32 protein-coding genes are annotated in these 25,174 nt (G+C 71.3%); 14 read left to right on the top strand and 18 right to left on the bottom strand.

All coding sequences use genetic code 11. The features are described 5' to 3' along the window. Positions 1-21: 21 nt before the first annotated feature. From folE to dacB, 6 genes are all read right to left on the bottom strand, one after another. A complete protein-coding gene (gene folE / locus PS271_RS15590; protein ID WP_364966520.1) occupies positions 22-627 on the bottom strand; it encodes a GTP cyclohydrolase I FolE in 606 nt (201 codons plus the stop codon). Between the two features lie 161 nt (positions 628-788). Next, a complete protein-coding gene (gene ftsH, locus PS271_RS15585; RefSeq protein WP_398386870.1) occupies positions 789-2,783 on the bottom strand; it encodes an ATP-dependent zinc metalloprotease FtsH in 1,995 nt (664 codons plus the stop codon). 269 nt (positions 2,784-3,052) lie between these two features. Continuing rightward, positions 3,053-3,592, bottom strand: coding sequence for a hypoxanthine phosphoribosyltransferase (gene hpt, locus PS271_RS15580; protein ID WP_058047052.1), 540 nt, complete (start codon positions 3,590-3,592; stop codon positions 3,053-3,055). Between the two features lie 99 nt (positions 3,593-3,691). Beyond that, complete coding sequence (tilS, locus tag PS271_RS15575) at positions 3,692-4,714, bottom strand: tRNA lysidine(34) synthetase TilS (RefSeq protein WP_398382461.1); 1,023 nt, start codon at positions 4,712-4,714, stop codon at positions 3,692-3,694. A gap of 189 nt (positions 4,715-4,903) precedes the next feature. Continuing rightward, positions 4,904-6,055, bottom strand: coding sequence for a zinc-dependent metalloprotease (locus PS271_RS15570; protein WP_398382460.1), 1,152 nt, complete (start codon positions 6,053-6,055; stop codon positions 4,904-4,906). Positions 6,056-6,352: 297 nt separating this feature from the next. Continuing rightward, positions 6,353-7,801, bottom strand: coding sequence for a D-alanyl-D-alanine carboxypeptidase/D-alanyl-D-alanine endopeptidase (gene dacB, locus PS271_RS15565; RefSeq protein ID WP_398386867.1), 1,449 nt, complete (start codon positions 7,799-7,801; stop codon positions 6,353-6,355). Between the two features lie 133 nt (positions 7,802-7,934). On the opposite strand from dacB, the gene PS271_RS15560 reads away from it, so the two are divergent. Then, the gene (locus PS271_RS15560) at positions 7,935-8,432 is read left to right on the top strand and encodes an inorganic diphosphatase (protein ID WP_030367366.1); all 498 of its coding nucleotides are present in this window, start codon (positions 7,935-7,937) and stop codon (positions 8,430-8,432) included. A gap of 523 nt (positions 8,433-8,955) precedes the next feature. Here PS271_RS15560 and PS271_RS15555 read toward each other — a convergent pair. Continuing rightward, the gene (locus PS271_RS15555) at positions 8,956-10,650 is read right to left on the bottom strand and encodes a threonine/serine exporter family protein (protein WP_398382459.1); all 1,695 of its coding nucleotides are present in this window, start codon (positions 10,648-10,650) and stop codon (positions 8,956-8,958) included. 207 nt (positions 10,651-10,857) lie between these two features. Beyond that, positions 10,858-11,841, bottom strand: a complete 984-nt coding sequence (locus PS271_RS15550) for a DedA family protein (protein WP_398386865.1) — start codon at positions 11,839-11,841, stop codon at positions 10,858-10,860. 254 nt (positions 11,842-12,095) lie between these two features. On the opposite strand from PS271_RS15550, the gene PS271_RS15545 reads away from it, so the two are divergent. Further along, the gene (locus tag PS271_RS15545) at positions 12,096-12,461 is read left to right on the top strand and encodes a YbjQ family protein (protein ID WP_106674457.1); all 366 of its coding nucleotides are present in this window, start codon (positions 12,096-12,098) and stop codon (positions 12,459-12,461) included. A gap of 137 nt (positions 12,462-12,598) precedes the next feature. On the opposite strand, the gene PS271_RS15540 is transcribed toward PS271_RS15545, so the two are convergent. Next, complete coding sequence (locus tag PS271_RS15540) at positions 12,599-13,357, bottom strand: MerR family transcriptional regulator (RefSeq protein ID WP_398382458.1); 759 nt, start codon at positions 13,355-13,357, stop codon at positions 12,599-12,601. Between the two features lie 79 nt (positions 13,358-13,436). Here PS271_RS15540 and gad point away from each other — a divergent pair, with 79 nt between their 5' ends. Both gad and PS271_RS15530 read left to right on the top strand, forming a co-directional pair. Then, positions 13,437-14,867 (top strand): glutamate decarboxylase, encoded by a 1,431-nt coding sequence (gene gad / locus PS271_RS15535; protein WP_398382457.1) that lies wholly within the window; start codon positions 13,437-13,439, stop codon positions 14,865-14,867. Between the two features lie 91 nt (positions 14,868-14,958). Continuing rightward, complete coding sequence (locus PS271_RS15530; RefSeq protein WP_398382456.1) at positions 14,959-15,291, top strand: hypothetical protein; 333 nt, start codon at positions 14,959-14,961, stop codon at positions 15,289-15,291. Between the two features lie 90 nt (positions 15,292-15,381). Here the strand turns inward: PS271_RS15530 and PS271_RS15525 are convergent, their stop codons facing one another. Beyond that, positions 15,382-15,684 (bottom strand): hypothetical protein, encoded by a 303-nt coding sequence (locus tag PS271_RS15525; protein WP_398382455.1) that lies wholly within the window; start codon positions 15,682-15,684, stop codon positions 15,382-15,384. A 169-nt stretch (positions 15,685-15,853) separates the two neighbouring features. Between PS271_RS15525 and PS271_RS15520 the strand changes: the two genes are divergently transcribed. The 3 genes from PS271_RS15520 (at position 15,854) to PS271_RS15510 (ending at position 16,716) form a co-directional block, all read left to right on the top strand. Beyond that, complete coding sequence (locus tag PS271_RS15520; RefSeq protein WP_398386863.1) at positions 15,854-16,090, top strand: GntR family transcriptional regulator; 237 nt, start codon at positions 15,854-15,856, stop codon at positions 16,088-16,090. Between the two features lie 69 nt (positions 16,091-16,159). Then, a complete protein-coding gene (locus tag PS271_RS15515) occupies positions 16,160-16,447 on the top strand; it encodes a winged helix-turn-helix domain-containing protein (protein WP_398382454.1) in 288 nt (95 codons plus the stop codon). Positions 16,448-16,590: 143 nt separating this feature from the next. Then, positions 16,591-16,716: a SapB/AmfS family lanthipeptide gene (locus PS271_RS15510; RefSeq protein ID WP_398382453.1), complete on the top strand. Its 126-nt coding sequence runs from the start codon at positions 16,591-16,593 to the stop codon at positions 16,714-16,716. A 49-nt stretch (positions 16,717-16,765) separates the two neighbouring features. Here the strand turns inward: PS271_RS15510 and PS271_RS15505 are convergent, their stop codons facing one another. From PS271_RS15505 to PS271_RS15485, 5 genes are all read right to left on the bottom strand, one after another. Continuing rightward, positions 16,766-17,425: a TetR/AcrR family transcriptional regulator gene (locus tag PS271_RS15505; protein ID WP_398386862.1), complete on the bottom strand. Its 660-nt coding sequence runs from the start codon at positions 17,423-17,425 to the stop codon at positions 16,766-16,768. Positions 17,426-17,543: 118 nt separating this feature from the next. Beyond that, complete coding sequence (locus tag PS271_RS15500; RefSeq protein WP_398382452.1) at positions 17,544-17,960, bottom strand: hypothetical protein; 417 nt, start codon at positions 17,958-17,960, stop codon at positions 17,544-17,546. After that, positions 17,944-18,456: a thiol-disulfide oxidoreductase DCC family protein gene (locus PS271_RS15495; protein WP_398382451.1), complete on the bottom strand. Its 513-nt coding sequence runs from the start codon at positions 18,454-18,456 to the stop codon at positions 17,944-17,946. Before PS271_RS15495 ends, PS271_RS15500 begins: the two co-directional genes overlap by 17 nt. A 5-nt stretch (positions 18,457-18,461) precedes the next feature. Continuing rightward, entirely contained in the window at positions 18,462-18,908 is a 447-nt protein-coding gene (locus PS271_RS15490) for a hypothetical protein (protein WP_398382450.1), read from the bottom strand. A gap of 104 nt (positions 18,909-19,012) precedes the next feature. After that, on the bottom strand, positions 19,013-19,894 hold the full coding sequence (locus tag PS271_RS15485) for a universal stress protein (RefSeq protein ID WP_398382449.1): 882 nt from the start codon (positions 19,892-19,894) through the stop codon (positions 19,013-19,015). Between the two features lie 99 nt (positions 19,895-19,993). Here PS271_RS15485 and PS271_RS15480 point away from each other — a divergent pair, with 99 nt between their 5' ends. Beyond that, positions 19,994-20,491 (top strand): peptidylprolyl isomerase, encoded by a 498-nt coding sequence (locus PS271_RS15480; RefSeq protein ID WP_398382448.1) that lies wholly within the window; start codon positions 19,994-19,996, stop codon positions 20,489-20,491. A 217-nt stretch (positions 20,492-20,708) separates the two neighbouring features. Next, positions 20,709-21,239 carry an RICIN domain-containing protein gene (locus tag PS271_RS15475; RefSeq protein ID WP_398382447.1) on the top strand — a complete coding sequence of 177 codons (531 nt, stop codon included), beginning with the start codon at positions 20,709-20,711 and terminating at the stop codon, positions 21,237-21,239. Between the two features lie 154 nt (positions 21,240-21,393). On the opposite strand, the gene rpsN is transcribed toward PS271_RS15475, so the two are convergent. Both rpsN and rpmB read right to left on the bottom strand, forming a co-directional pair. Beyond that, positions 21,394-21,699 (bottom strand): 30S ribosomal protein S14, encoded by a 306-nt coding sequence (rpsN, locus tag PS271_RS15470; RefSeq protein WP_398382446.1) that lies wholly within the window; start codon positions 21,697-21,699, stop codon positions 21,394-21,396. 16 nt (positions 21,700-21,715) lie between these two features. Continuing rightward, positions 21,716-21,952, bottom strand: a complete 237-nt coding sequence (gene rpmB / locus PS271_RS15465) for a 50S ribosomal protein L28 (RefSeq protein ID WP_356281015.1) — start codon at positions 21,950-21,952, stop codon at positions 21,716-21,718. A 50-nt stretch (positions 21,953-22,002) separates the two neighbouring features. On the opposite strand from rpmB, the gene rpmG reads away from it, so the two are divergent. From rpmG to PS271_RS15440, 5 genes are all read left to right on the top strand, one after another. Then, positions 22,003-22,167 carry a 50S ribosomal protein L33 gene (rpmG, locus tag PS271_RS15460; RefSeq protein WP_120755455.1) on the top strand — a complete coding sequence of 55 codons (165 nt, stop codon included), beginning with the start codon at positions 22,003-22,005 and terminating at the stop codon, positions 22,165-22,167. Between the two features lie 6 nt (positions 22,168-22,173). Continuing rightward, on the top strand, positions 22,174-22,452 hold the full coding sequence (locus PS271_RS15455; RefSeq protein ID WP_398382445.1) for a type B 50S ribosomal protein L31: 279 nt from the start codon (positions 22,174-22,176) through the stop codon (positions 22,450-22,452). Next, on the top strand, positions 22,449-23,666 hold the full coding sequence (locus tag PS271_RS15450) for a CobW family GTP-binding protein (protein ID WP_398382444.1): 1,218 nt from the start codon (positions 22,449-22,451) through the stop codon (positions 23,664-23,666). The genes PS271_RS15455 and PS271_RS15450 overlap by 4 nt, the downstream gene beginning before the upstream one ends. Before the next feature lie 76 nt (positions 23,667-23,742). Beyond that, entirely contained in the window at positions 23,743-23,985 is a 243-nt protein-coding gene (gene rpsR / locus PS271_RS15445) for a 30S ribosomal protein S18 (protein WP_398382443.1), read from the top strand. Between the two features lie 226 nt (positions 23,986-24,211). After that, complete coding sequence (locus PS271_RS15440) at positions 24,212-24,430, top strand: DUF397 domain-containing protein (protein ID WP_364966602.1); 219 nt, start codon at positions 24,212-24,214, stop codon at positions 24,428-24,430. 58 nt (positions 24,431-24,488) lie between these two features. Here the strand turns inward: PS271_RS15440 and PS271_RS15435 are convergent, their stop codons facing one another. Next, positions 24,489-24,992, bottom strand: a complete 504-nt coding sequence (locus tag PS271_RS15435; protein ID WP_398382442.1) for an ATP-binding protein — start codon at positions 24,990-24,992, stop codon at positions 24,489-24,491. Positions 24,993-25,174 lie beyond the last annotated feature (182 nt).

The raw sequence follows: 25,174 nt of genomic DNA, 5'->3' as shown, positions 1-25,174 counted from the left end.
GGTGGCGGGCTTTTTCACGCCCTATCGCGCCATGATCAGGCTCATCGCCTCGGCCCGCGTCGCGGGATCCCGCAGCTGGCCCCGAACCGCGGAGGTCAGCGTCTTCGCGCCCGGCTTGCGGATGCCCCGCATGGACATGCACATGTGCTCGCACTCGATGACCACGACCACGCCCCGCGGCTCCAGGATCTCCATCAGCGAGTCCGCGATCTGCGTGGTGAGCCGCTCCTGGACCTGCGGCCGGCGGGCGTAGACGTCCACGAGGCGGGCCAGCTTCGACAGGCCGGTGATCTTCCCGCTGGTCGACGGGATGTACCCGACGTGCGCCACGCCGTGGAACGGCACCAGATGGTGCTCACACGTGCTGTAGACCTCGATGTCGCGCACGAGCACCATCTCGTCGTGACCGAGGTCGAAGGTCGTGGTCAGCACGTCCTCCGGCTCCTGCCAGAGACCCGCGAATATCTCCTTGTACGCGCGCGCCACTCGCGCCGGCGTCTCCCGCAGGCCCTCCCGGTCCGGGTCCTCGCCCACGGCGAGCAACAGCTCCCGCACCGCGTTCTCGGCGCGCTTCTCGTCGAATGCGCCGATGCTCCGCTCGGCGTCCAGAGTCACCGGGTCGGTCATGGAGTGCCTCGTTCTCTCGTACGTACGTACCAACCGGCACCGCCCGGATAAACGGGATGCCGCGTTCCCCAGGCTAAAACCTGGGGAACGCGGCATCCATTCCGGGCCCTGTGGTGCGGGGCCCGTGAGCCTTAAGGCCTGTCCGCCCGAACCGGCCGGAATCAGCTCTCCGGCCGGGTGTCGTCCGGGAGACCGGCCTGCTCGATCGCCTGGCCACCATTGCTCGGGGCGAGCTCCTTGGGGGAGAGCACCGGCGGGCGGGTGGAAGGCGTACGGCGCGAGGAACCGGTCCACGCCGGGCGGGCCGGGCGCTTCACGATGTGCTTGAAGACCTCGGCGATCTCCTCCTTGTTCAGCGTCTCCTTCTCCAGGAGGGCCAGAACCAGGTTGTCGAGGACGTCGCGGTTCTCGACGAGGATCTCCCACGCCTCGTTGTGCGCGGTCTCGATGAGCTTCTTGACCTCTTCGTCGACCAGGGCGGCGACCTCTTCGGAGTAGTCGCGCTGGTGCGACATCTCGCGGCCCAGGAACGGCTCGGAATTGTCGGAGCCGAACTTGATCGCGCCGAGGCGCTCGGTCATGCCGTACTGCGTGACCATCGCGCGGGCCGTGGCCGTGGCCTTCTCGATGTCGTTGGCGGCACCGGTGGTCGGGTCGTGGAAGACGAGCTCCTCCGCGGCGCGGCCGCCCAGCATGTACGCCAGCTGGTCGAGCATCTCATTGCGCGTGGTGGAGTACTTGTCCTCGTCCGGCAGGACCATGGTGTAGCCGAGGGCACGGCCGCGGGACAAGATCGTGATCTTGTGCACCGGGTCGGAGTTCGGGGAAGCCGCCGCGACCAGGGCGTGTCCGCCCTCGTGGTACGCGGTGATCTTCTTCTCCTTGTCGCTCATGATCCGGGTCCGCTTCTGCGGGCCGGCCACGACGCGGTCGATCGCCTCGTCCAGCATGTGGTTGTCGATCAGCTTCCGGTCGCTGCGGGCCGTCAGCAGGGCGGCCTCGTTCAGCACGTTGGAGAGATCGGCACCGGTGAAGCCGGGGGTGCGGCGGGCGACGGCCGACAGGTCGACGTCCGGGGCGACCGGCTTGCCCTTCTGGTGGACCTTGAGGATCTCCAGACGGCCCTGCATGTCCGGGCGGTCGACGGCGATCTGCCGGTCGAAGCGGCCGGGGCGCAGCAGCGCCGGGTCGAGGATGTCGGGCCGGTTCGTGGCGGCGATCAGGATGACGCCGCCCTTCACGTCGAAGCCGTCCATCTCGACGAGCAGCTGGTTCAGGGTCTGCTCGCGCTCGTCGTGCCCGCCGCCGAGGCCGGCGCCGCGGTGGCGGCCGACCGCGTCGATCTCGTCGACGAAGACGATGGCCGGGGCGTTGGCCTTGGCCTGCTCGAAGAGGTCACGGACGCGCGAGGCGCCGACACCCACGAACATCTCGACGAAGTCGGAGCCGGAGATCGAGTAGAAGGGCACGCCCGCCTCGCCGGCGACGGCGCGCGCGAGCAGGGTCTTGCCCGTACCGGGCGGCCCGTAGAGCAGCACGCCCTTGGGGATCTTGGCGCCGACGGCCTGGAACTTCGCCGGCTCCTGGAGGAACTCCTTGATCTCGTGGAGCTCCTCGACGGCCTCGTCCGCGCCCGCGACGTCGGAGAAGGTCGTCTTGGGGGTGTCCTTGGTGATGAGCTTGGCCTTGGACTTCCCGAAGTTCATGACCCGGGAGCCGCCACCCTGCATCTGGTTCATCAGGAACAGGAAGACCACGACGATGAGGACGAACGGCAGCAACGACAGCAGAACGCCGATGAACGGGTTCTGCTTGGACGTCGAGACGTTGTACCCCTCCGGGATCATGTTCTTCTCGGCGTTGGCCTGCAGGGACTTGGCGATGTCAACGCCCTGCTCGCCGATGTAGTTCGCCTGGATCTTGCTGGAGCCCTTGACCTTCTGGCCGTCCTTGAGCTCGACCTTGATCTTGTTCTCGTCACCGGTCGTCAGCTCGGCCGATTTCACCAGGTCCTTGTTGATCGCGTTAACGACCTGGCTGGTGTCCACCGACTTGTAGCCGCCGCCGGAGCCGACGACCTGCATCAACACGACCACGGCGAGGACGGCCAGCACGATCCACATGACCGGCCCACGGAAGTAGCGCTTCACGTCCATCCATACGGGGCGCAAGCGCCCCGTCCCTCCTGCCACAGTGAGGCACGGCCAGCCCCTGGTCGGGGTGCCTGTGCGTACGGTGTCCTGCTCGACCTTGAAAGCTTGACTTGAAAGTCTGAAAAAGACTGACCTTCGGACGGTACCCCAGCATTGTCTCCCGACGCCGCTGCAGACGGTCAACCAACCCGCCTTACCCTGCTCCAACGGCGGGAACCGTCATTCGGTTCCCGCACTGCGGGAGGGGTGGCCCGCTCCGAGGGCCCGCCGGCTCAGCCGCCGTAGACGTGCGGCGCGAGCGTGCCCACGAAGGGCAGGTTGCGGTACTTCTCGGCGAAGTCGAGACCATAGCCGACGACGAACTCGTTGGGGATGTCGAAGCCGACCCACTTGACGTCGATCGCGACCTTGGCCGCCTCCGGCTTGCGCAGGAGGGTGACGACGTTGAGCGAGGCGGGCTCGCGCGAGCCGAGGTTCGACAGCAGCCACGAAAGGGTCAGGCCGGAGTCGATGATGTCCTCGACGATCAGGACGTCCTTGCCCTTGATGTCGGTGTCGAGGTCCTTGAGGATGCGGACCACGCCGGAGGACTGGGTGCCCGCGCCGTACGAGGACACGGCCATCCAGTCCATCGTGACGGGGTTGGAGAGGGCGCGCGCCAGGTCGGCCATCACCATCACGGCGCCCTTGAGGACACCGACGATCAGCAGGTCCTTGCCCGCGTACTCCGCGTCGATCTTCGCCGCCAGCTCCGCCAGCTTCGCGTCGATCTCTTCCTTGGTGATGAGCACCGACTTGAGGTCGGTGCCCATGTCCTTGTCGTCCACCCGCGCCACTCTCGCTTGTCTACGGATCGTCCGGCATTTCCGCGGCGAGCTGAGGCCCGTTCGAGACGTTCGTGCCCGTTCGAATCAGCCCTGCCGGAGGACCAGTCTGCCACCCTGCCTGCGGACCGCGACCCGCCCGGGCAGATTGATGGCTCCCTGACCGCGCCATCCGGTGATCAGCCGGTCGACTTCCTCGATGTGCCGGGCGAAGAGCGAACCGGCCGGTGAGCCCGCCGAGATGACCGCCCGGCGCAGCACGCGGCGGCGCACCGCGGGCGGCAGGGCGTAGAGCTTGGCGGTCTCCAGGGCGCCGCTGTCGTCCCGGACGGAGGGCTCCACGGCGGCGGCCCAGTCGTCCAGCGCGTCGGCGTCGTCGCGGGAGAGCTGGGCCGTGCGGGCGAGGGCCTCGATCACGCCCTTGCCGAGGGCCTTCTCCAGGACGGGGAGGGCTTCGTGGCGGACCCGGGAGCGGGTGTAGGCCGGGTCGGCGTTGTGCGGGTCGTCCCAGACGGGGAGGGACTGGACCATGCAGGCCTTGCGGGCGGTCTGCCGGTCGAGGCCGAGGAAGGGCCTGCGGTAGCGGCCGCCGATGCCGGAGGTCACGGCCATGCCGGCGAGGGAGCGGGTGCCCGAGCCGCGGGCGAGCCCGAGGAGGACCGTCTCGGCCTGGTCGTCCCGGGTGTGGCCGAGGAGGACGGCCGCGGCGCCGTGCCGCTCGGCGGCGGCGTCGAGGGCGGCGTAGCGCGCGTCGCGGGCGGCGGCTTCGGGCCCGCCGTCCCGGCCGACGGTGACGGTCAGCGCCTCGACGGGGTCGAGGTCGAAGGCGGCGAGGCGGCTCGCCACCTCTGCGGCGCGCAGATCGGAGCCGTGCTGGAGGCCGTGGTCGACGGTGACTCCGCCGGCCCGGATGCCGAGCCGGGGCGCCTCGAAGGCCAGCGCGGAGGCGAGCGCCATCGAATCCGCGCCGCCGGAGCAGGCTACGAGGACGAGCGGCTTCTCACCCGCGGGGGCGGGGGGGACGGATTCGGGTGTGGTGGGGGTGAGGACGTCGTGAAGTACGCGGCGGACCGCCAGGCGTATCGCGGCGACCGCGGGATGTGGACCCATGTCCGTGTGTCCAATCGTTCCATATGGAGATCGTTCGGAGCTGCGCGAGCTTCGAAGCCTCAGTCACGCTGTGTGCGTTGATGGTGACAGAAGCGAGCCATTACCCGAGCATCGCACGCCCACCCCTGGCTCACGGTCCCTCGGACGGGTGATTACGGAGGCGTTCTACCCGGAGGTGGAGCTTCCGGTTCACGGCTCTGTACGGCGGTGCACCCTCGCGACCCAGTCCGCCGGTTTGGCGATCTCCGCCTTGGTGGGCAGGGTGTTCGGGGACGTCCACACCTTGTTGAAACCGTCCATCCCGACCTCGCCGACCACGGCCCGCACGAAGCGCTCACCATCACGGTACTGGCGCAGCTTCGCATCCAGCCCCAGCAGCTTCCGCAGCGCCGCGTCCAGCCGGCCCGCGCCCTTCGCCCGGCGCTGCTGGAACTTCTCCCGGATCTCCGCCACCGACGGCACGACCTGCGGGCCCACACCGTCCATCACATAGTCCGCATGGCCCTCCAGCAGCGACATCACCGCCGTCAACCGGCCGAGGATCTCCCGCTGCGCGGGCGTCTGCACCAGATCCACGATGCTGCGCCCGCCCTCGTCCGCCCCGTCCTCCTCCGGCGGGCGCCCGCCCGCCAGCGACTGGGCCGCCTCCCGGATCCGCTCCAGCAGGGTGGCGGGGTCCACGTCCGTCTCCGCCAGGAACGCCTGGATCTCGCCCTCGACGTGGTCGCGCAGCCAGGGGACGGCCGTGAACTGCGTCCGGTGCGTCTCCTCGTGCAGGCACACCCACAGGCGGAAGTCGTGCGGGTCCACTTCGAGCTCGCGCTCGACGTGGACGATGTTCGGCGCGACCAGCAGCAGGCGGCCACCGCCCGTCGCCGAACCCGGCAGGTCCCTGCTCGCCGGGGCGAACGTCTCGTACTGGCCGAGGACGCGGGAGGCCAGGAACGACAGCAGCATCCCCAGCTCCACGCCGGTGACCTTGCCGCCGACCGCGCCCAGCACCGCCCCGCCGGGGACGTTCGCCCGGCGGTCCTGCATCTTCTCCAGCAGCGGGCCGAGGATTGCGCGGAACCCGGCCACGTTCGCCTTGATCCACCCCGCCCTGTCCACGACGAGGACCGGGGTGTCGCTCCCGGCGCCCTCGCCCTTGCCGGCGCCGCCGGGCCACATCCGGGTGAACTCCCTGACGTGCTCCTCGGACGTCGCCGCATGCCGCCGCAACTCCGCGACGACCGCCCGCGCCTCCTCCCGGCTGATCTCCGGTCCGGGCCGCACGAACCGGGTCGCGGTCGCCACCGCGAGCTTCCAGTCGACCATCTCCGCACCACCGATGCTCGTCATGGCTTCACCGTACGTGGACGGCCCTGATCGGGGTAGCGAAGCGGTGGGGCTGTGGATAACGGGGCGCCGGCGGCTGACGGTGCGGGAAATCCGCCGAGGCTCGCGGGCACCGCCGGGCACGTATGACGTGGCTGGTCGCCGCTGCGGCGGAAGAGATCGCCTAGGGCGCGGAGCGCCGAGGCCCGAGAGGCCGCGCCTCTCAAAAACCGCCGCCGCGGCGAGCAACCACCACGGCGCGAACCGGCGGTGCCGAACGCCGCTCAAACCCGTACGGCACCGTCGAAAGGCCGGGCCGCGCTAGCGGCACCCGCAGCCCGCCAGCGCCGTCGCCATGCGGTCCAGCGCCTCCTGGGCGTTCGGGCCCGACGACGCGTCCATCGTCATGAAGGCGAAGGACAGCAGCCGCCCGTCCGCGTCCACGACCGTGCCGGAGAGCGTGTTGACGCCCGTGAGCGTGCCGGTCTTGGCGCGGACGAGGCCGCGGCCCGCCGCGTCCGCCCCGTAGCGCCCGCTGAGCGTCCCGCTGAAGCCCGCGACGGGCAGCCCCGTCAGGACGGGCCGCAACTCCGGCCGGGCCGGATCCGCCGCCCGGGCGAGGAGCCCGGCCAGGAACGCCGCCGAGACGTGGTCCGCGCGGTCGAGCCCGCTGCCGTCGGCGATCCGGGCCCCGGACAGCGGCAGGCCGAGCTTCTCCAGGCGCGCCGTCACCGCCCTGGCCGAGCCCTCGAAGTCCGCCGGCTCGCCGGACGCCAGCGCGGTCTGCCGGGCCAGCGCCTCGGCGATGTCGTTGTCGCTGTTGGTGAGCGTGCGCTCGACGAGCGCGGACAGCGGCGGCGAGGAGACGGAGGCGAGACGTTCCGCCTTGGCGCCCGCGGCAGCCGCCCCCGCGGCCGGGTCGCCGTCCACGTCCACGCCCGCGTCCCGCAGCATCCCCGCGAACTTCCGCGCCGCGTCCCCGGCCGGGTCCGTCGTGCGGTCGGCGGGCCCGTGGTCGGAGTCGTCGACCCGGCCCTCGTCCACCATCAGGGCGCTGACCGGCGCGATGTTCTCGTTGGGCCCGATGGGGTGGAGGGCGGGCCCGGAGTAGCGGGAGGCGTCGTAGGCGACCTTCACCCGGCCCTTGCCGCGCGCCTTGAGGCCGCGGGCGGTGGCGTCGGCCAGATCCTTCAGGCTCGCGGCGGCCGGCGCGCCCTCCTTCGCGGGGCGGGCGGTCAGCGTCGGGTCTCCCCCGCCGACGAGCACGACGGTGTCGCCGTCGGCGACGGCGGTGGTCTCGATCCGGTGATCCGGGCCCAGCGCGGCGAGCGCCGCCGCGGCCGTGGCCGTCTTGATCGTGGAGGCGGGGGTGTACGGCGTGTCCTGACCGGCCCCGTACAGCTGCTGCCCGGTGGCGACGTCGACGACGGCCGCCGACGTCTGCGCGCCCAGCGCGCCGTCCTTCAGCAGGCCCTCCAGCGCGCCCGCGAGGCCCTCCCGGGCCGGCAGCGGCGCCGTGGCCCGCCCGCCGAGGCCGCCGAGACCCGCGAGCACGGGCGGCGCGGCCGGGCGTACGGGGCCGCCGCCGCGCTCGTCGCGGTCCGCCGCCGCGCCCGCGGCGGACCGGGCGCGCTCGGCCTTGCGCTGGCCGCCCTCCCAGGGGCCGGCCGCGCCGACGGCGCCCGCCGCCACGACGCATCCGGCGAGCGCGGACACCGCGACGAAGCGCACCGTCCGCGCCCGCGGCGTGCCGCCGCGCAACGGCGGCAGGGAAGGCCGGAGCTCCGGCCGGAGCCGCCACGACCTGGTCTCCGACACTACGACCAGCCCCTTTCGCCAGCACACACCCACGTGAGAGACACTTAATCACCAGACGTATGTGTTGATCATGGAGGAGCCACCCGTGGAGTTCGACGTCACCATCGAGATCCCGAAGGGTTCGCGGAACAAGTACGAGGTGGACCACGAGACCGGTCGCATCCGCCTGGACCGCCGACTCTTCACCTCGACCAGCTACCCGGCGGACTACGGCTTCGTCGAGAACACCCTCGGTGAGGACGGCGACCCGCTGGACGCCCTCGTCATCCTGGACGAGCCCACCTTCCCGGGCTGCCTCATCAAGTGCCGCGCCATCGGCATGTTCCGCATGACCGACGAGGCCGGCGGCGACGACAAGCTGCTGTGCGTCCCGGCGAACGACCCGCGCATGGAGCACCTGCGCGACATCCACCACGTGTCGGAGTTCGACCGCCTGGAGATCCAGCACTTCTTCGAGGTCTACAAGGACCTGGAGCCGGGCAAGTCGGTCGAGGGTGCGGACTGGGTCGGCCGCGCCGAGGCCGAGGCCGAGATCGAGGCCTCGTACAAGCGCCTTGAGGCGGCGGGCGGCGCCCACCACTGAGCCTGCGGCTCGCTTTGAGCGGGGCCGGGTCCCGTACGCCCACGTACGGAACCCGGCCCCGCTCTGCGTCTGCCGGCGGCCCGGCACCCTTCCTCCGCCGCGGCGGCGCGCAACCACGACGGTGGACCCCGTCGGTGCCGTACGAGCCGAGGCACGCTCGGCACCGCCGACGGCGTCCGCTGTGGCGGATCGCCGCCGCGGCGGGAGGAAAGGGGCGGCGCCGAACGTCCAGGGACCGCGAAGCGGAGCCCACTCAGCACCGCCGAAGGCGCCGCGGATAAGGGCCGGCCCGGCCACCCCTTATCCGCCGCAGCGGCGCGCAACCACCACGGTGGAATCCGGCGGTGCCGTACCAGCCCGAGGCGCGCTCGGCACCGCCGACGGCGTCCGCTGTGGCGGATCGCCGCCGCGGCGGAGGGACAGGGCCGGTCCCGAACTTCCAGGGACCGCGGGTCGCCGTCGCGGCAGCAAAAGCTTCCGGGGCGCCCCGGATCCACGGCCGCGACCCGCGTAAGGCTTACCCCTAGAAGCCTCGCGTCCGCTTCGCGGCGCGGCGGCCCGCCGCCTCGCCCGGGACCTTGAGGAACATGCGGGCCATCTCGGAGCCGAGGTTCACCCCGATGGCGATGGCCAACGCCAGCGCAGCGGCCTTCGTGAGGCTGGCGATGCCGGTGTTCAGCTCGTTCTTCGCGAAGTTCAGCAGCGCGAAGTAGACCGCGCTACCCGGCAGCAGCGGCCCGATCGCCGCCGTCACGTACGGCAGCGCGGACGCGTACCGGTAGCGCGAGAGCAGCTGCCCGAAGAGGCCGACGAGCCCGGCGGCGATGGCCGTGGCGGGCACGGGGTCCAGGCCGGCGGTGTCGGCGAGCGCGCCGTAGACCACCCAGGCGACCCCGCCGTTGAGCGTGGCCACCCACACAGAGTGACGTTCCTGCTGGAGCAGCACCGCGAAGGCGAAGGACAGCAGCATCGCGGCGATGATCTGGATCACCGGCCGCTCCACCCGCTCCAGCGCCGCCTCCGGATTGAGCGTCGCCCCGCCGATGTGCACGCCCCCGTAGAGGACGATCAGCACGCCGCAGACGATGCCGGCGACCAGATAGCCGACTTCCAGCAGCCGGGCCGCGGCGGTGATGTAGTAGCCCGTCAGGCCGTCCTGGACGCCCGCCACGAGCGCCCGCCCCGGGATCAGGGCGAACAGCCCACCGGTGATCACCGCGGACGCCTGGACGTCCACGTAGCCGTGGAGCGCGCTGAGCGCGACGCCCACCGCCGCGGGCGGCAGCCCCGCCGCCACGAACTGGTAGAACTCCGGCAGCCCGCGCCCCGACGCGAGCCACGCCAGCCGGTCGCCCAGCATCGCGCCGACGGCGGCCGCGAGGAACACCACGAGCCCGCCGCCCACGAGCATGCTCGCCGCGCCGGCGAGCAGCCCGGAGGCGGCGGTCAGGCCCCAGCCCGGGTACGGGTGGCGGTTGCGGCGTATCTCCGCCAGGCGGCGGTACGCCTCCTCCAGCGTCAGCCCCTGCGACGTGATGTCGTGGACGAGCCGGAAGACGGCGTCGAGCCGGGTGTAATCCGTGCCGCGCCGCCGCACCGTGCGGTTGGCGGTGACGGGGTCGTCGACGAGGGACGGCTGGTAGCTGACGGTCAGCAGCGTGAACGTGACCGTCGGCTCGCAGCGGTCGAGCCCGTAGGCGTGCGCGACGCCGAACATCGCCGCTTCCACGTCCTCGGCGCCCTCGCCGCCCGCGAGGAGCAGCTCGCCGATGCGCAGCGTCAGGTCGAGGACGCGGGGGACGGGCGGGCCCGGCTCGTCCTGCTTCGCGGCCCGCTCGGGCGCGGGCCGCTCCCCCACCGGCATGCGCAGCATCGTGCGCATGCGGTCCTGCCAGGGCGTGTCCTTGGTCAGGCTGACCTTGGGCATGCCGTAGGGCGGCGTGTAGCCGGGCAGCAGCGTGCTCTGCGTGGTGCTGGAGTCCGGGGCGACCGCGCCCGCGGGGAGGGTGAAGGCCGAGCCCTCGGGTTCGCCGGGCGGCTCGGGGGCGATGCCCTCGGGGACCGCGAACTCGGAGGTCGGGTGCTCGTCCTCGGGCGGGGGCGGGAGGGGGACGCCGAGCGGCGGGGTGAAGGCGCTGCGCGCCTCGTCGGACTGGGGTTTGCGATCCTCCGGAGCCTCACCGGCCGTCCCGCCGCCGCCCCGCTGCCGCTCAGCCACCTCGCGCTCCTCATACGCCCTGCCCGCCGGTCGTCCGGACGTTCCGCAGAGGCCGGCCGTCTCGCCGGAACGTCCCGCAGAGCCGTAGCTCTAGGGTCACCATGCCTGATCAGAGGGGCGTGTGCCCAGTGGGGCCGGCACTATGCGGAATGCGGGCTGCGGTGTCGTGGGGCAGGAGGGCTGGGAGGAGGGGCTGGGAGTACGGCCTCAGCGTCGCGCGTGACGGCCGCGCTGGGCCGGGGGGCGCGGGCCGCCGGCCGGGCCCTGCCCCGGGGCGGGGTACGAGCCCTGGCCGGGACCCGCGTACGGGCTCTGGCCCGGGTACTGCTCCTGACCCGGGTACTGCTCCTGACCGGCGCCCGGATACTGGCCCTGACCCTGGCTCGGATACTGGCCCTGACCCTGGCCCGGGTACGGGCTCTGCCCCTGCCCCTGACCGGGGTACGGGCCCTGCCCCTGGCCCTGGCCCTGGTAACCGCCGTCGTACGGCGCCTGCGGCGCCTGCGGCGCGTACGGGAACTGCGGCGCCTGCGCCACCGGCGGCGCCTCCGCCGCCCGCGCCGCCGCCTTCTTGCTCTTCGAGCGCGCCCGCAGGAACTCGATGGCGATCGGCACGACCGAGATCAGCACGATCGCGACCAGCATCAGCTCGATGTTCTTGTGAACGAACTCGATCTTGCCGAGCGCCGCGCCCAGCAGCGTCACGCCGACGCCCCAGAGGACACCGCCGATGATGTTGAAGATGAGGAACGAGCGGTAGTTCATGCGGCTCACGCCGGCGATGATCGGCGTGAACGTACGGATCACGGGCACGAAGCGGGCCAGCACCAGCGACTTCGGCCCGTACTTCTCGAAGAACTCGTGCGCCTTCTCCACGTTCTCCTGCTTGAAGAGCTTGGAGTCCGGGCGCCGGAACAGCGCGGGGCCGACCTTGCGGCCGAAGAGGTACCCCGCCTGGTCGCCGAGGATCGCCGCGACCGCCACCAGCGTGCACACGATCCACAGCGGCTTGCTGATCTGGCCCGTGGTGACCAGCAGGCCCGTGGTGAAGAGCAGCGAGTCGCCGGGGAGGAAGAAGCCGATCAGAAGGCCGGACTCCGCGAAGACGATGGCCAGGACGCCGATCAGACCGAATTGCTCGATCAGATAGTTCGCATCCAGCCACTGGGGGCCGAGCGCGAGAGTGGTCATGGGGGTCACGGGTGACAGGCTCCTGGGTCGAGGGCGCAGGCTCGTGCGAGGCCCGGGCACAGGCGGGGTGGGCCGGTGTGCGGCCCCAAGTTACCAACGCGACGGGGCCCCGCCGCGTTCCAGTGTGATTACCAGTGTGCGGGAGGAGCGCCCGCTCCGCCGTACGCCCGGTCGGCGCAACCCCACCGCCCCCGCATGCGTCCTGGTCAGGCACCCGCAAAACTGCACACACTGCACAGACGGAGGTGGATGCGATGGGCATCGAGGAGTACGGCGGCGGGCAGTCCCAGTCCGACGTCCTGGTCGTGACGACGAACGACGTGCCGGGCTACAAGGTCGACCGCGTCATCGGCGAGGTCTTCGGCCTCACCGTGCGCTCCCGCCACATCGGCAGCCAGATCGGGGCGGGGCTGAAGTCCCTGGTCGGCGGCGAGCTCAAGGGCCTGACGAAGACGCTGGTGGAGACCCGTAACCAGGCCATGGAGCGGCTGATCGAGCAGGCCCGGGCCCGCGGCGCGAACGCGGTGCTGATGTTCCGCTTCGACGTGACGGAGGCGGCGGACGTGGGCACGGAGGTGTGTGCGTACGGCACGGCGGTGGTGATCTCGCCGCGTCCGTGAGGGCGGGCAGAGAGCAGGGCGGCCCCGGCATCAGCCGGGGCCGCCCTGTTGTTGCCGCTGTCCTTGCCACTGTCCACTGTTAGCGCGTCGCAGCCGTTTACACCTTCATTTACGCGTTTTCATTTACGCGTTTTCATTTACGCGTTCCGCGCCGCATTGGCCAGAATCGCACCCCGCAGGAAGGCCGCCATGCCGGGCTGGATGGCCTCATAGGTGGCGGTGAACCGCTCGTCCGTGACGTACATCTCGCCGATGCAGGTGTGCATCTCGTACCCGCAGTCGTAGTAGAAGCGCACGATCTGCTGCCGGTGCTCCTCGGCGAGGTCCATGGCCTCCGGGGAGTCCTCGGCCGCGCCCGAGGCCAGGAGGGCGGCGATGCGCTCGTTGAGCCCGTTCGCCTCGGCCTGGATCCGCAGCCAGTCCTCCTTCGTGTACGCGGCGGTCCGGCGCTGCGACTCGCGGTAGGCCTCCGTGTCGCCCCACCGCTGCTCGACCTCCTCCTTGTGCGCGTCGGGGTCGTAGTCCCCGAACACCTCGAACTTCTCCTCCGGCGTGAGCTGGATTCCCATCTTCTTCGCCTCCATGGCGTGCTCCACGGCGGTGGCCATGCGCTGGAGCTGCTCGATCCGCTCGGTGAGCAGGCCGTGCTGGCGGCGCAGGTGCTCGGCCGGGTCCACGCCCGGGTCGTCCAGCAGCACCGCAACCTCGTCCAGCGGAAAGCCGAGCTCCCGGTAGAACAGGATCTGCTGCAGCCGGTCGAGGTCGGTGTCGTCGTAGCGCCGGTGGCCCGCGTGGCTGCGGTCTCCGGGCGACAGCAGCCCGATCTCGTCGTAGTGGTGCAGCGTCCGTACGGTCACCCCGGCGAAGGCGGCGACCTGCCCCACGGAATAGCTCATGTCCGCTTCCTTCTTTCGCTTACGGCCACCACGGTGCGCCCTCCCGCTACGTGAGGTGCAAGTCCGTATCGTCACGATCATGGCCCTGCACCGAGGCGAGGACGTACGCGGCGGCCGCTCCGCCCGCCGCCGCGGCGTGGCAGTGAACCCGTTCCTGTACGGCGAGGCCGACCCGGTCGGCGGGATGGCGGCCGAGCCGCCGCGCCACCGGCTGCCGGACGGGCCGATGGCCCCGCACGCCGCGTACCAGGTCGTCCACGACGAGCTCATGCTCGACGGCAACTCCCGGCTCAACCTGGCGACCTTCGTCACCACCTGGATGGAGCCCCAGGCGGCCGTCCTCATGTCCGAGTGCCGCGACAAGAACATGATCGACAAGGACGAGTACCCGCGCACGGCCGAGCTGGAGCGGCGCTGCGTGGCCATCCTCGCCGACCTGTGGCACGCCCCGGATCCGGCCGCGGCCGTCGGCTGCTCCACCACCGGGTCGAGCGAGGCGTGCATGCTGGCCGGCCTGGCCTTCAAGCGGCGCTGGGCGACCCGCAACGCCCACCGCTACCCCGGGGGCGGCGCCCGGCCGAACCTGGTGATGGGCGCCAACGTCCAGGTCTGCTGGGACAAGTTCTGCAACTTCTGGGAGGTCGAGGCCCGCCAGGTGCCCCTCTCCGGCGGCCGCTTCCACCTCGACCCCGGCGCCGCGGCGGCCCTCTGCGACGAGAACACGATCGGGGTCGTCGCCGTCATGGGCTCGACGTTCGACGGCTCCTACGAGCCGGTGGCGGACCTCTGCGCGGCCCTGGACGACCTGGAGCAGCGCACCGGGCTGAACGTGCCGGTCCACGTGGACGGCGCGTCCGGCGGCATGGTCGCCCCCTTCCTCGACCCGGAGCTGCTCTGGGACTTCCGGCTGCCGCGCGTCGCCTCCATCAACACCTCCGGCCACAAGTACGGGCTCGTCTACCCGGGCGTCGGCTGGGCCCTGTGGCGCGACCGGTCCGTCCTGCCGGAGGACCTGGTCTTCCGCGTCAACTACCTCGGCGGCGACATGCCGACGTTCGCCCTCAACTTCTCCCGCCCCGGCGCGCAGGTGGCCGCCCAGTACTACACGTTCCTGCGGCTGGGCCGCGAGGGCTACCGCGCGGTGCAGCAGAACGCGCGCGACGTGGCCTGCCGGTTGTCCGGCCTGATCGAGGAGACGGGCGGCTTCCGCCTCCTCACCCACGGCGACGAACTCCCCGTCTTCGCCTTCACGGTCGCCGACGGCATCGACGCGTACGACGTCTTCGACGTCTCCCGCCGCCTCCGCGAGCGCGGCTGGCTCGTCCCCGCGTACACGTTCCCGCCCGACCGCGAGGACCTCTCGGTCCTCCGCGTCGTCTGCCGCAACGGCTTCTCCCACGACCTGGCCGACCTCTTCCTGGACGACCTCCACGCTCTGCTACCGGAACTCCGCCGCCAGCCGCGGCCGCTGGGGCGGCCGGAAACGGTGGCGACGGCGTTCCACCACTGAGGGTGCCTCACCCTTTCAGGGAATGGGCGCCGGGTGTGCCCCGTGATGTCCTGAGAAGGGTTCTTGTCCGGCTCTGTTCTGGAGGCACCCCATGAGACTCGCCCCGGTTACCCGCGTCCTGACCACAGCCGCCCTGGCCGTCCCGGCCGCCCTGCTGGCCACGGCCGGCAGCGCGTCGGCCGTAACGCCGCACGTCGTCCAGCTGACCTTCAACGATCCGGCCGATCTCGCCGCCACCCACGTAGTCCCCTGCCCCGCGGGGGAGCACGCGACCGGCGGCGGAGCGTCCATCAGCGACAACCGGCGCAACTACATCTCCGAGTCGTTCCCCACCGCGGACGCCCAGGGCTGGACGGTGACGACAGCCCCGATCAACGCCAACCGGGACCCGCGCAAGGTCGTGATCTACGCGGTGTGCACGTAGGCTCCGCAGCGTCCGGGCCCACTTATCCGCCGGCACGACGGCCGGGACGGTTGATTTCCGTCCCGGGCCGCGTGGCGTCATGACGTCAGGTCACTTCCCCCAGGTGCTACGGGCATTGACCTCGCGGACTTTGGCGCGGAGGTCGTCATTGTCGGCGGGGTGTTCATGCGCCTTCGTGGCGCAGGTGCAGGTGCGGAGCTTGCTGCTGGACTGGATGTCGATCCCGTGCGCGGTGGCCCAGACGTAGACACCGCAGTGGGGGCGGAAGGGTTCGGGGGTGGGCGCGGGCGCGGGTACCTCCGGCGGGGGCGGCGCGACGGGGGTTACGGGCGCCGCGCGGTGACCGAAGAGAGCCCTCGTCCAGGCGAGGAAGCGGGGGATAAAGTCCTTCACGTCATCAGCTCCTGAGGCTGGTGGCCATGCCCCCGGACCGTTCGCGCGGTCGCGGGGGTCTGGTTCGGAAGCGCCACAATAGAGCGGGTCAGATGCAGATGTCTATAGGCGTTTGCTGGCGTCAGCTACTATGTTCGAGTAGCCACCCCTACCTACAGTCGCCTGCGTGATGGAATTCGACCCGACCCTTCCCAAGTGGACACAGATCGCTGATGTCATCCGGAAGCGCATCGCCTCCGGCGAGTACCCGGTGAATCACCTGGTCTCGGAGACGCAGCTGGAGCAGGAGTTCGGTGTCGCGCGAGTGACGGTTCGCAAGGTCACCCGCGCACTGCGCGAAGAGGGCCTGATCGTCACTACCCACGGCATGGGCTCGTTCGTCACCGGACAGCCGCCCAAGCCGTAGCCGTAACGCCAAGGTACGAACACGACCTTGAAGGCACGTGTCGTGGGGCGCTGCGCTACGTTAACGCCCATGGCAGAGGAGCAGGGCGCCCCACCCGTCGACCCGACGAGGGTTGCCTACGTCTACATGCAGGTCGCAGACCACGTCGCCGCCCAGATCGAGGCCGGAATCCTGCGCCCGGGCGCCCGCCTGGCGGGTGAGAGGGACCTGGCCGAGCAGTACGGCGTAGCCATCGGAACGGTCCGCCGAGCCATCCAGGAGCTACGGGACCGCGGCCTCCTGGTTACGCTCCCCGCCAAGGGAACGTTCGTGCCGGAGCAGCTCTCCGCGGACGACGCGGACCTGAGCGACGCCTGATCCCCGGACTTGGCGCGCCGCCCAAGCGGTACGCACCCGGTAACCGTCGGGCCCGATTGTCCCGGCGCCCTGTGGGCAGAGCTTTTACGGGCCTGTTTCCGCGGGCCTCAAGGAGCGCGGGACGGAAGCGGAAGGGGAGAGCGATGGTGCTTCTCGACTTGCAGGTCATGGAGTCCGCCACGGCCGTGGAGCAGGGCCCGGGGTTCGGGGCCAGCACCGACCCCAGTGACGTCAGCATTCTCATCTGCCAGGGAGGCGACGGAGAGTGAGAGCAGTGCGGCGCCCCCGCGGGTGTCGCACTGCCGCCCGGTTCCGCGACTACGTGCGGCGCGCGACCGCCGTCTGTGCCATGCCCGGCAGGAAGTCCGTGAACAGTTCGTGGATTTCGAGGACGAGCGGGCGGAGGACCCGGAAGCGGGCCAGCGAGATGCCGCGGGTGGTCAGGCGGGCGCCGCGGTCGGCCAGGCGGCGGGTGCGTTCGCGGTCGGGCGAGCGGTCGAAGACCCAGTAGAGGACGAGGCCCATCTGGGAGAGCCACATCAGCTCGGGGAGGACGTCGCGCAGCTCGGCCGGGACCTTGGCCTTGGCGCCGGCGAGCACCTCGCGGTGGACGTCGATGGCCGCTTCCCGCGCGTGCTCGGACTCGGCGGAGAACGGGCTGAGCGGGGAGTCCGGGTCGGCGGCGTTCTTGAAGAACTGGGCCGCGAACTCGTGGTACGGCGTGGCCACGTCGAGCCAGGCTTGCAGCACGCCGGAGAGCCGCGCCTCCAGGTCGGTCTCCCGGTCCAGCACCTCGCGGGCCGCCGCCTGGTGCTCGGCGGCGATCCGGTCGTAGAAGCCCTGGATCAGGTGTTCCTTGCCGGCGAAGTAGTAGTACGCGTTGCCGACGGAGACCCCGGCCTCCTGGGCGATGGCCCGCATGGTGGTCTTGTCGTAGCCGCGCTCCTGGAAGAGCCGCATCGCGGTCTCCAGGATCAGGGTGCGCGTCTGCTCGCTCTTCGCGAGCTTCTCGCTCGCCGCGGACTTCCCACTCTCCGCGGACTTCTCACTCGTCGCAGGCCGGGGCTCGTTCTCTGCTGCTGGCACGGTTCAGAGCCTAAAGGGTCTTCTTGAAGCGGAATTGGGTGGCCGTTTCCCCGGACGGCTTGATGAACAGGCCGTCGCGGGCGCGCTCCCCGGCGATCGACAGTTCGTACGTCCCCCCGGCCTCGTTCTCGATCCGGATCCGCTGGTGGCCGAGCTTGGGCTTCCTCTTCAGGGACCAGGTTCCGCGGCCGGTGAACCAGGCGGTGGGCCTCTCGTCGTCGGCGGCGAAGGCGGTGGGGACGCGCACCGCGGTGAGCGTCCCGTCCTCGCGCAGGGTGAGGGCCCCGGCCTGGTGGCTGCGCCACGAGCCGATCACGTCCGCTCGCTCCGCCGAGCCGGCGGGCGGGCTGAGGAGGACGACCAGGGCGGCCAGCGCGGCCACGGCGCCGAAGGCGGCGAGGCCGACGGCGCTACGCATCCTGAGCATCGCAGCCACCTCCGTCGCCGCCGCACACCGGAGGAGAGACGTACGTCCAGCCGCCGGCCGGCTGGTAGACCCAGCCCGCCGCCCCGGCCGCGGGCGCCTGCCACCGCGTACCCCGGTACTTGGCCGCGGCCAGCACCGCCCCGCGGGCGAAGCGGAGGCCGGACGGGGTGCTCATCCGGTGGGCGAGCGGGCGGTACGCGGAGAGCGCCCACAGGCAGACGACCCAGGCGGAGGCGCCCCGGTAGACCTGCCCGCCGTCGCCGACGACGGTGATCTCCTCGTACGCGGCGGCGTGGTCGAGCTCCGGGAAGCGGCGCCGTGCCTCGGCCGACCCGACCGGTACGAGGTCGAGCGGTACGAGCTGCCGCTGCTTCGCCAGCCAGGTGCGGACGAAGGTGCAGAGGGAACACTGCGCGTCGTAGAGGACGGTGAGCCGGCGGACCGGGGCGCTCCGGAAAGCGGCGGCGCCCCGGTCGCCGGCTACAGCGGTGACCATCGGGCTCAGTGCCCGCCGGCCGGCGCGACCGGCGCGGCCGGCCCGCTCCACGGGCCCTGCTGCCCCGCGTAGCCCTGCGGTGCGACCGGCGGGACCTGCTCCCGGTCCATCAGGCCGCGTCGGCGGAACCGGTTCAGGACGTAGACGTTGCCGAGGTGCATCGCACCGAGCACGAGGAGGACGACGCCGAGGTTGCGCGACAGCACCTCGAAGACGCCGCGGGCGTCGGCGACCGTGGTGTCGTCCTGGAGGTACAGGGCGATGAAGCCGAGGTTCACCAGGTAGAAGCCGACCACCAGCAGGTGGTTCACCGCGTCCGCGAGCTTCTCGTTGCCGTGCAGGACGTCGGCGAGGAAGACGCGGCCGTTGCGGCTGAGCGTGCGTGCGACCCAGACCGTGAGGCCGAGGCTGACCAGCAGGTAGATGGCATACGAGACGACCGTGAGATCCACGTTCCCCACCCCTTCTTGAACGTGTTCAAAAGCTTTGGTGTCCGTGACTGTAGACCTGTTTTTGAACACGTTCAAGCGAGAACGCCGTGGATGCCGAGCACGGCCTACTCCTGCGGCGCCACCGCCACCGGGCACGCCGCGTGGTGCAGCGCCGTGTGGCTGACGCGGCCGAGCTGGAGGCCGAAGCCGCGGCGGCGGCGTACGGAGCCGACGACCAGCAGGTCCGCCGTCTCCGACGCGTCGATGAGCGCCTTGCGGGCGTGCCCCTCGTAGACGGTGCTGTGCACGGTGACGTCCGGGTACTCGCGCTGCGGCTCGCGCAGCGCCTCGGTCAGCTCGCGCCCGGCGAGCTCCTCGTGCTCGATGGCGTCGTCGCTGGGCAGCGGGTAGTGGTCCGCCGACTGGTGGGCGGGATGCCGCCAAGCCCGTACGGCCTCGACGCCGCAGCCGCGCGCGGCGGCTTCGCGGAGGGCGAAGCGGAGGGCCGCCGGGGCCTCCTCGGGGTCGCCGACGCCGACGACGATCCGGCCGTACTCGCCGCGGACGTTCCGCTCGCCGCCCCGCACGACGACCACCGGGCAGTGGGCGCGGGCCGCGACCGAGAGGCTGACCGAGCCGAGGAGCAGGCCGGTCAGCGTGCCGCGGCCGGACGGGCCGGTGACGAGCGCCACGGCCCGGCGGGACTCGTCCAGCAGCGCGTTCAGCGGCTCCTCCGGGAGCACGTCCGCCTCGACGACGAGGCCCGGGGCACGCTGCCGGGCGCGCATCTCGGCCACGGCGCTGACGCGCTCCTCTGCGACCGCCTCGGGGGAGGGCTCGCCGTCGGCCGGCAGGCGGGTCTCGTAGCGCTCCCAGCGGGAGGCGTAGACGATGCGGAGCCGGACGCCGTGACGGGTGGCGGCGTCCACGGCCCAGTCCAGGGCCTGCATGCTGCCCGGGGAACCGTCGACGCCCACGACCAGGGGCGGCTGCATCGTCGTCGTCACCACATCACCATGGCACCGGCTGTGGCGCGGCTCACCTCGATAGGGCCGTTCGGGGTGCCTGAGCAGTGGCTATGCGGGCCGAAGTGTCAGGATGAGGGCATGACGACCAAGGTTTACTTCGACATCACCATCAACGACGAGCCCGCCGGGCGCATCACCTTCAACCTCTTCGAGGACGTCGTCCCGAAGACCGCGGAGAACTTCCGCGCCCTCTGCACCGGCGAGAAGGGCTTCGGCTACGCCGGCTCCTCCTTCCACCGCGTCATCCCGGACTTCATGCTCCAGGGCGGCGACTTCACCGCCGGCAACGGCACGGGCGGCAAGAGCATCTACGGCGAGAAGTTCGCCGACGAGAACTTCAAGCTCAAGCACGACCGCCCGGGTCTGCTGTCGATGGCCAACGCGGGGCCGAACACCAACGGCTCCCAGTTCTTCATCACGACCATCGTGACGGGCTGGCTGGACGGCAAGCACGTCGTCTTCGGCGAGGTCGCCGACGAGGCCTCCATGCAGCTCGTCAAGAAGATCGAGTCGCTCGGCTCCCAGAGCGGCAAGACCGCCGCTAAGATCACCATCGCCGAGTCCGGCCAGCTGTAAGCCCGCGCGCTCCGATCCGGCCGCTGCCCACCGCCGAGCGGTGGGCAGCGGCCGGAGGAGCCGGGTTCGCACGGCCCGCCCTGCCGCGGGCCTTCCCCCTTCACCCCTTCCCGGGCATCCTCATGCGCGCCCCACGTCCTCGCGCGCACCGCGTCCTCGCGCGCCCCATCGGAGCCGGCTCCGTCCGAGAAGCCGGCCGCATCCGAGAGGAACAGCCATGGGAACGGGAACCATCCATCGTGCGCTCCGCCCGCTGGGCGCCCTCGTGCTCGTGACCGGCGCGTTCTTCGCCACCTCGTCGGCCGCTGCCGACAACGCCCGGGAAGCGCGGCCCCGGGCCAGACCGGCCGCCGCGGCCGCCGGGTTCGAGATCATGTCGAACCTCAACAACAGATGCCTCAACGTCGCCCACTTCAACACGGGGAACGGCGCCTCCGTACAGACATACGACTGCAACGGCAATGCCAGTGAGCGCTGGACCGAGAACGGCAGCGAGATCCGCAGCGATCTCAGCAGCAAGTGCCTCGACCTGGCCATCGGCAACGGCGACAACGGCGCCACGGTCCAGATGTACGACTGCGTCGGGCTCAAGCAGCAGGGCTGGCACTGGAGCGGCAGCGAGATCCACACCGACCTCAACCACCGCTGCCTGACCATCACGGACGCGAACTGGTGGCAGGGCGCCTCGGTCACGGTCCGCGACTGCGTCGCCGGCGGAGCCGCCCACCAGCAGTGGCACAAGGCCTGACCTCCGCCTGACCCCGGCCTGACCTCCGGTCGACGGCAGCGGGAGCCGGGGCCGGCGGCCCCCTCAAAGCCCCCCCTCAAGCCCGCCGGCCCTGCCTCCGCGCACCGCCTTCGCTTCCGCCTCCGCCCCGCTTCCGTCCCGCTGCCGTCCCCGCCTACCAGCTCGACTTGCGTACGCCCGGGAGGTGACCCGCGTGAGCCTCCTTACGGAGGTTGACGCGACTCAGGCCGAACGTACGGAAGTAGCCGCGCGGGCGGCCGTCCGCCGCGTCGCGGTTGCGGACGCGCGTGGCACTCGCGTCGCGCGGCTGGCGGTGCAGTTCGCGGGCGGCGGCCTGCCGTTCCTCCTCCGGGGTCTGCGGATTGCGGATGAGCGCCTTGAGGAGGGCGCGCCGGGCCGCGTAGCGGGCCACCGTCAGGCGGCGCTGCTCGTTCTTTGCGATCTTGCTCTTCTTCGCCATCAGGCTTCCGTCTCCCTCAGACCTTCTCGCCGCGCGCCCGGATGCGGGCGACCGCGGCCTCGATGCCGATCGCGTCGACCGTCCGGATGCCCTTCGCGCTGAGCCGCAGCCGTACGTGGCGGCCCTCGCCGGGGAGCCAGTAGCGCTTGGTCTGGATGTTGGGGTCGAAGCGCCGGGACGTACGGCGGTGGGAGTGGGAGACGGCGTTCCCGAAGCCGGGCTTGCGGCCGGTCAGTTGGCAGTGGGCGGACATACGCGGGACCTCCTAATGAAAATGGAAACCATTTCTGTATAGTAGCCCCCATGGCCCGCAACGAGCTACGCCCCGTCATCAAGCTCCGGTCCACCGCCGGCACCGGATTCACCTACGTCACCCGCAAGAACCGCCGTAACGACCCCGACCGCATGCAGCTGCGGAAGTACGACCCCGTCGCCCGCCGCCACGTCACCTTCCGAGAGGAGCGCTGACCCGCCATGAAGCCCGGCATCCACCCGCCCTACGGCCCCGTCGTCTTCCGTGACCGCGCCGCCGGATTCGCCTTCCTCACCCGCTCGACCGCCACCAGCGACAAGACCGTCGAGTGGGAGGACGGCAGGACGTACCCCGTCGTCGACGTCGAGATCTCCTCGGCGAGCCACCCCTTCTACACCGGCACGGCCCGCGTCCTGGACACGGCCGGACGCGTCGAGCGCTTCGAGCGCCGTTACGGCAGCGGTGGCAGCAGCAACGGCCGCCGCGGAGGCCCGCGGTGACCGCGCCGCGCCCCCTGCCCGTGGCCCTGGTGGGCGGTCTGCACGCGGACGCCCGCCGGGCCGCGGTCGAACACCTCCTCCGCACCGTCCCCGGCAGCGTCGCCCTCCACCACGACCTGGCCACCGCCGCCGCCGGAACGGTTCGCCGGACCGTACGGGACCGCACCGGCGTCCTCGACGCGGGCGAGACCCCGCTCGTCAACGACTGCGCCTGCTGCGCCCTGCGCGAGGACCTCATGCCCGAGCTGGAGCGGCTCGCCGCGGCCGGCACCTGCCGACTCGCCGTCGTCGAGCTGTGGGACTCCGTCGAGCCCAAGGCCATGGCCGAGGTCGTGGCCGCCCACGCGGGCGAGGACCTGCGCCTCACCGGCGTGATCACCGCCGTGGACCCGGCCCTCGTCCTGCCCGCGCTCGGCTGCGGCGACGACCTCGCCGAGGCCGGCCTGGCCGCCGCGGCCGGCGATCAGCGCACCGTGGCCGACACCTTCGCCCGGCAGCTGGAGTACCCGACGGTGCTCGCGCTGGCGGAAGCCACGGCGGAAGCCAGGGCGGAAGCCAGGGCGGAAGCCACGGCGGAACTGGACGACGAGCCCGTCGCCCCCGCCGACGCCACCGACCACGCCCTCCTCGCCCAACTCGCCCCCACCGCCCGCCGCATCCCTGCCGACTCCGTCGAGCTCGCGGCCGCCGCGGTCGCCGGCTTCGACGTGGAGGCCGCCGCGGCCCGTCAGCACCCCGCCTGCGCGCTGCTGCCGCAGGAGGCCGACACGGACGGCGTCACCACGCTCGTGTGGCGTGCCCGCCGGCCCTTCCACCCGGGCCGTCTGTACGCCGCGCTGGAGGACCTGTGCTGCGCCGCCGCACGCAGCCGCGGCCGGTTCTGGCTCGCCGACCGGCCGGACACGCTGCTCGCGTGGGACGCCGCGGGCGGTGCGCTGTGCGTGGAGAGCGCCGGGCCGTGGCTCGCGGCGCTGCCGGACGCCGCCTGGGACATGGTGCCGCCGGACCGGCGCGTGGCCGCCGCCCTCGACTGGGACCCCGAGCACGGCGACCGCCTCCAGCACCTCACCTTCACGTCCCCCGGGCTCGACGGCGACGGGCTGCGCGAGCTGCTGGCGTCCTGCCTGCTGACCGACGCCGAATACGCGGGCGGGCCCGGCGCCTGGCGGCGGCTCCCGGCCGCGTTCGACGCGCTGCTCGATCCCGTTTCCTGACGCCCCGCAAGAACCGGCACACACAAGAACCGGCACACAAGAACCGGCAACCCCGCAAGCACTTCGAGGACTTTCCATGACCCGCCGCCCCGACCACCGCAAGAACCTCAAGCCCCGCCCCAACCCCCTGGAAACGGCGGGCATCACGTATATCGACTACAAGGACACCGATCTCCTCCGGAAGTTCATTTCGGACCGGGGGAAGATCCGCAGCCACCGGGTGACCCGCGTCACCGTCCAGCAGCAGCGCGCCCTGGCCCGGGCGATCAAGAATGCCCGTGAGATGGCACTCCTGCCGTATGCCAGTAAGGGCAAGTAACCGACGCATTCACTAAAGCGCCTGGTCACGATGGTGTAGTCACGCTGAAGAAGTACGGGAACACCGTAAGTGCACGTGCATTCGCTCATGCAGAAGCATGTGAACGCAGCTATGATCCGGGAGTAGTTGTCAACCCCACCATTCGCCGCCGGGCGGGCCGGGGTGCCCTGCAATTCTCCGGGAGAGTCCTGTGCCTCACGCGTACAACGGCCGCGCGTACAACGGCATGGCCGCCGCGGACCTCGACGGCGTCGTCTGGCGGAAGAGCCGGCACTCCAACTCCCAGGGTTCGTGCGTGGAGTTCGCCAAGCTGCCGGACGGTGGAGTCGCCGTGCGCAATTCCCGTCACCCGGACGGACCGGCGCTCGTCTACACCCCGGCGGAGATCGATGCGATGCTGCGCGGGATCAAGGACGGCGAATTCGACTATCTGGTGACCGACTGATCCGGTAGGAGGGCGACAGGCCTTCACTACGCAGTGGGCAGTTACGCGTGGTGGGCAGTTACGCGTGCTGCTCGCGCGGAAGCCGGAACAGCGCCCATACGACCTTGCCGTGCAGCGCCCCCGCCAGCGGATGCCAGCCCCACGTATCGCTGAAGGACTCCACGAGGAAGAGCCCCCGCCCGCACTCCGCCGAGGCGTCCGCCTCGCCCGCCGTCGGGCTCTGCTCGCTCGGGTCGCGCACGGCGCACACGAGCCGCGACGTCCACCGCATGAGATGCAGCCGCACCGGGGGCTCGTAAGCGACGCCGCCGGATATCGGCTCGGGGGGAAGGGCGTAGCGCAGGGAGTTGGTCACCAGCTCCGAGACGACCAGCGCCACATCGTCGAAAAGGCCGCCCAGGTCCCACCCCTGAAGGGTCGTTCTGGTGAACGTGCGGGCCGTCCGGACCGCTTCGAAGCGGGGCGGGAGCGCGCAGGACGCCGAGGTGGAGACGGCCGATGGGGCGATCGGTGGCAGCCCTCGCCACAGGGGAGAGAGCACAGTCGATCCTTCGGTACCCATCCGAGGCACTCCTGGCAATCGTGGACGTGACACGCACGTGTGCGTTCCCCATCGTTCCCAATGCGCGTGGCGGATGCAAGGGCAGATGCACGTGCACGTGGGGGGTTTGGGGGCGCACGTCGGCGTCCGTCCGCAATTCTTCCTACGCCCTCTTCCGTACGGCCTCCGACCTACTCCCCTCC

The organism is Streptomyces sp. SCA2-17 (assembly GCF_044336695.1).
Note: the sequence above shows the minus strand (reverse complement) of the source record. Positions and strands in the feature narration are given on the sequence as shown.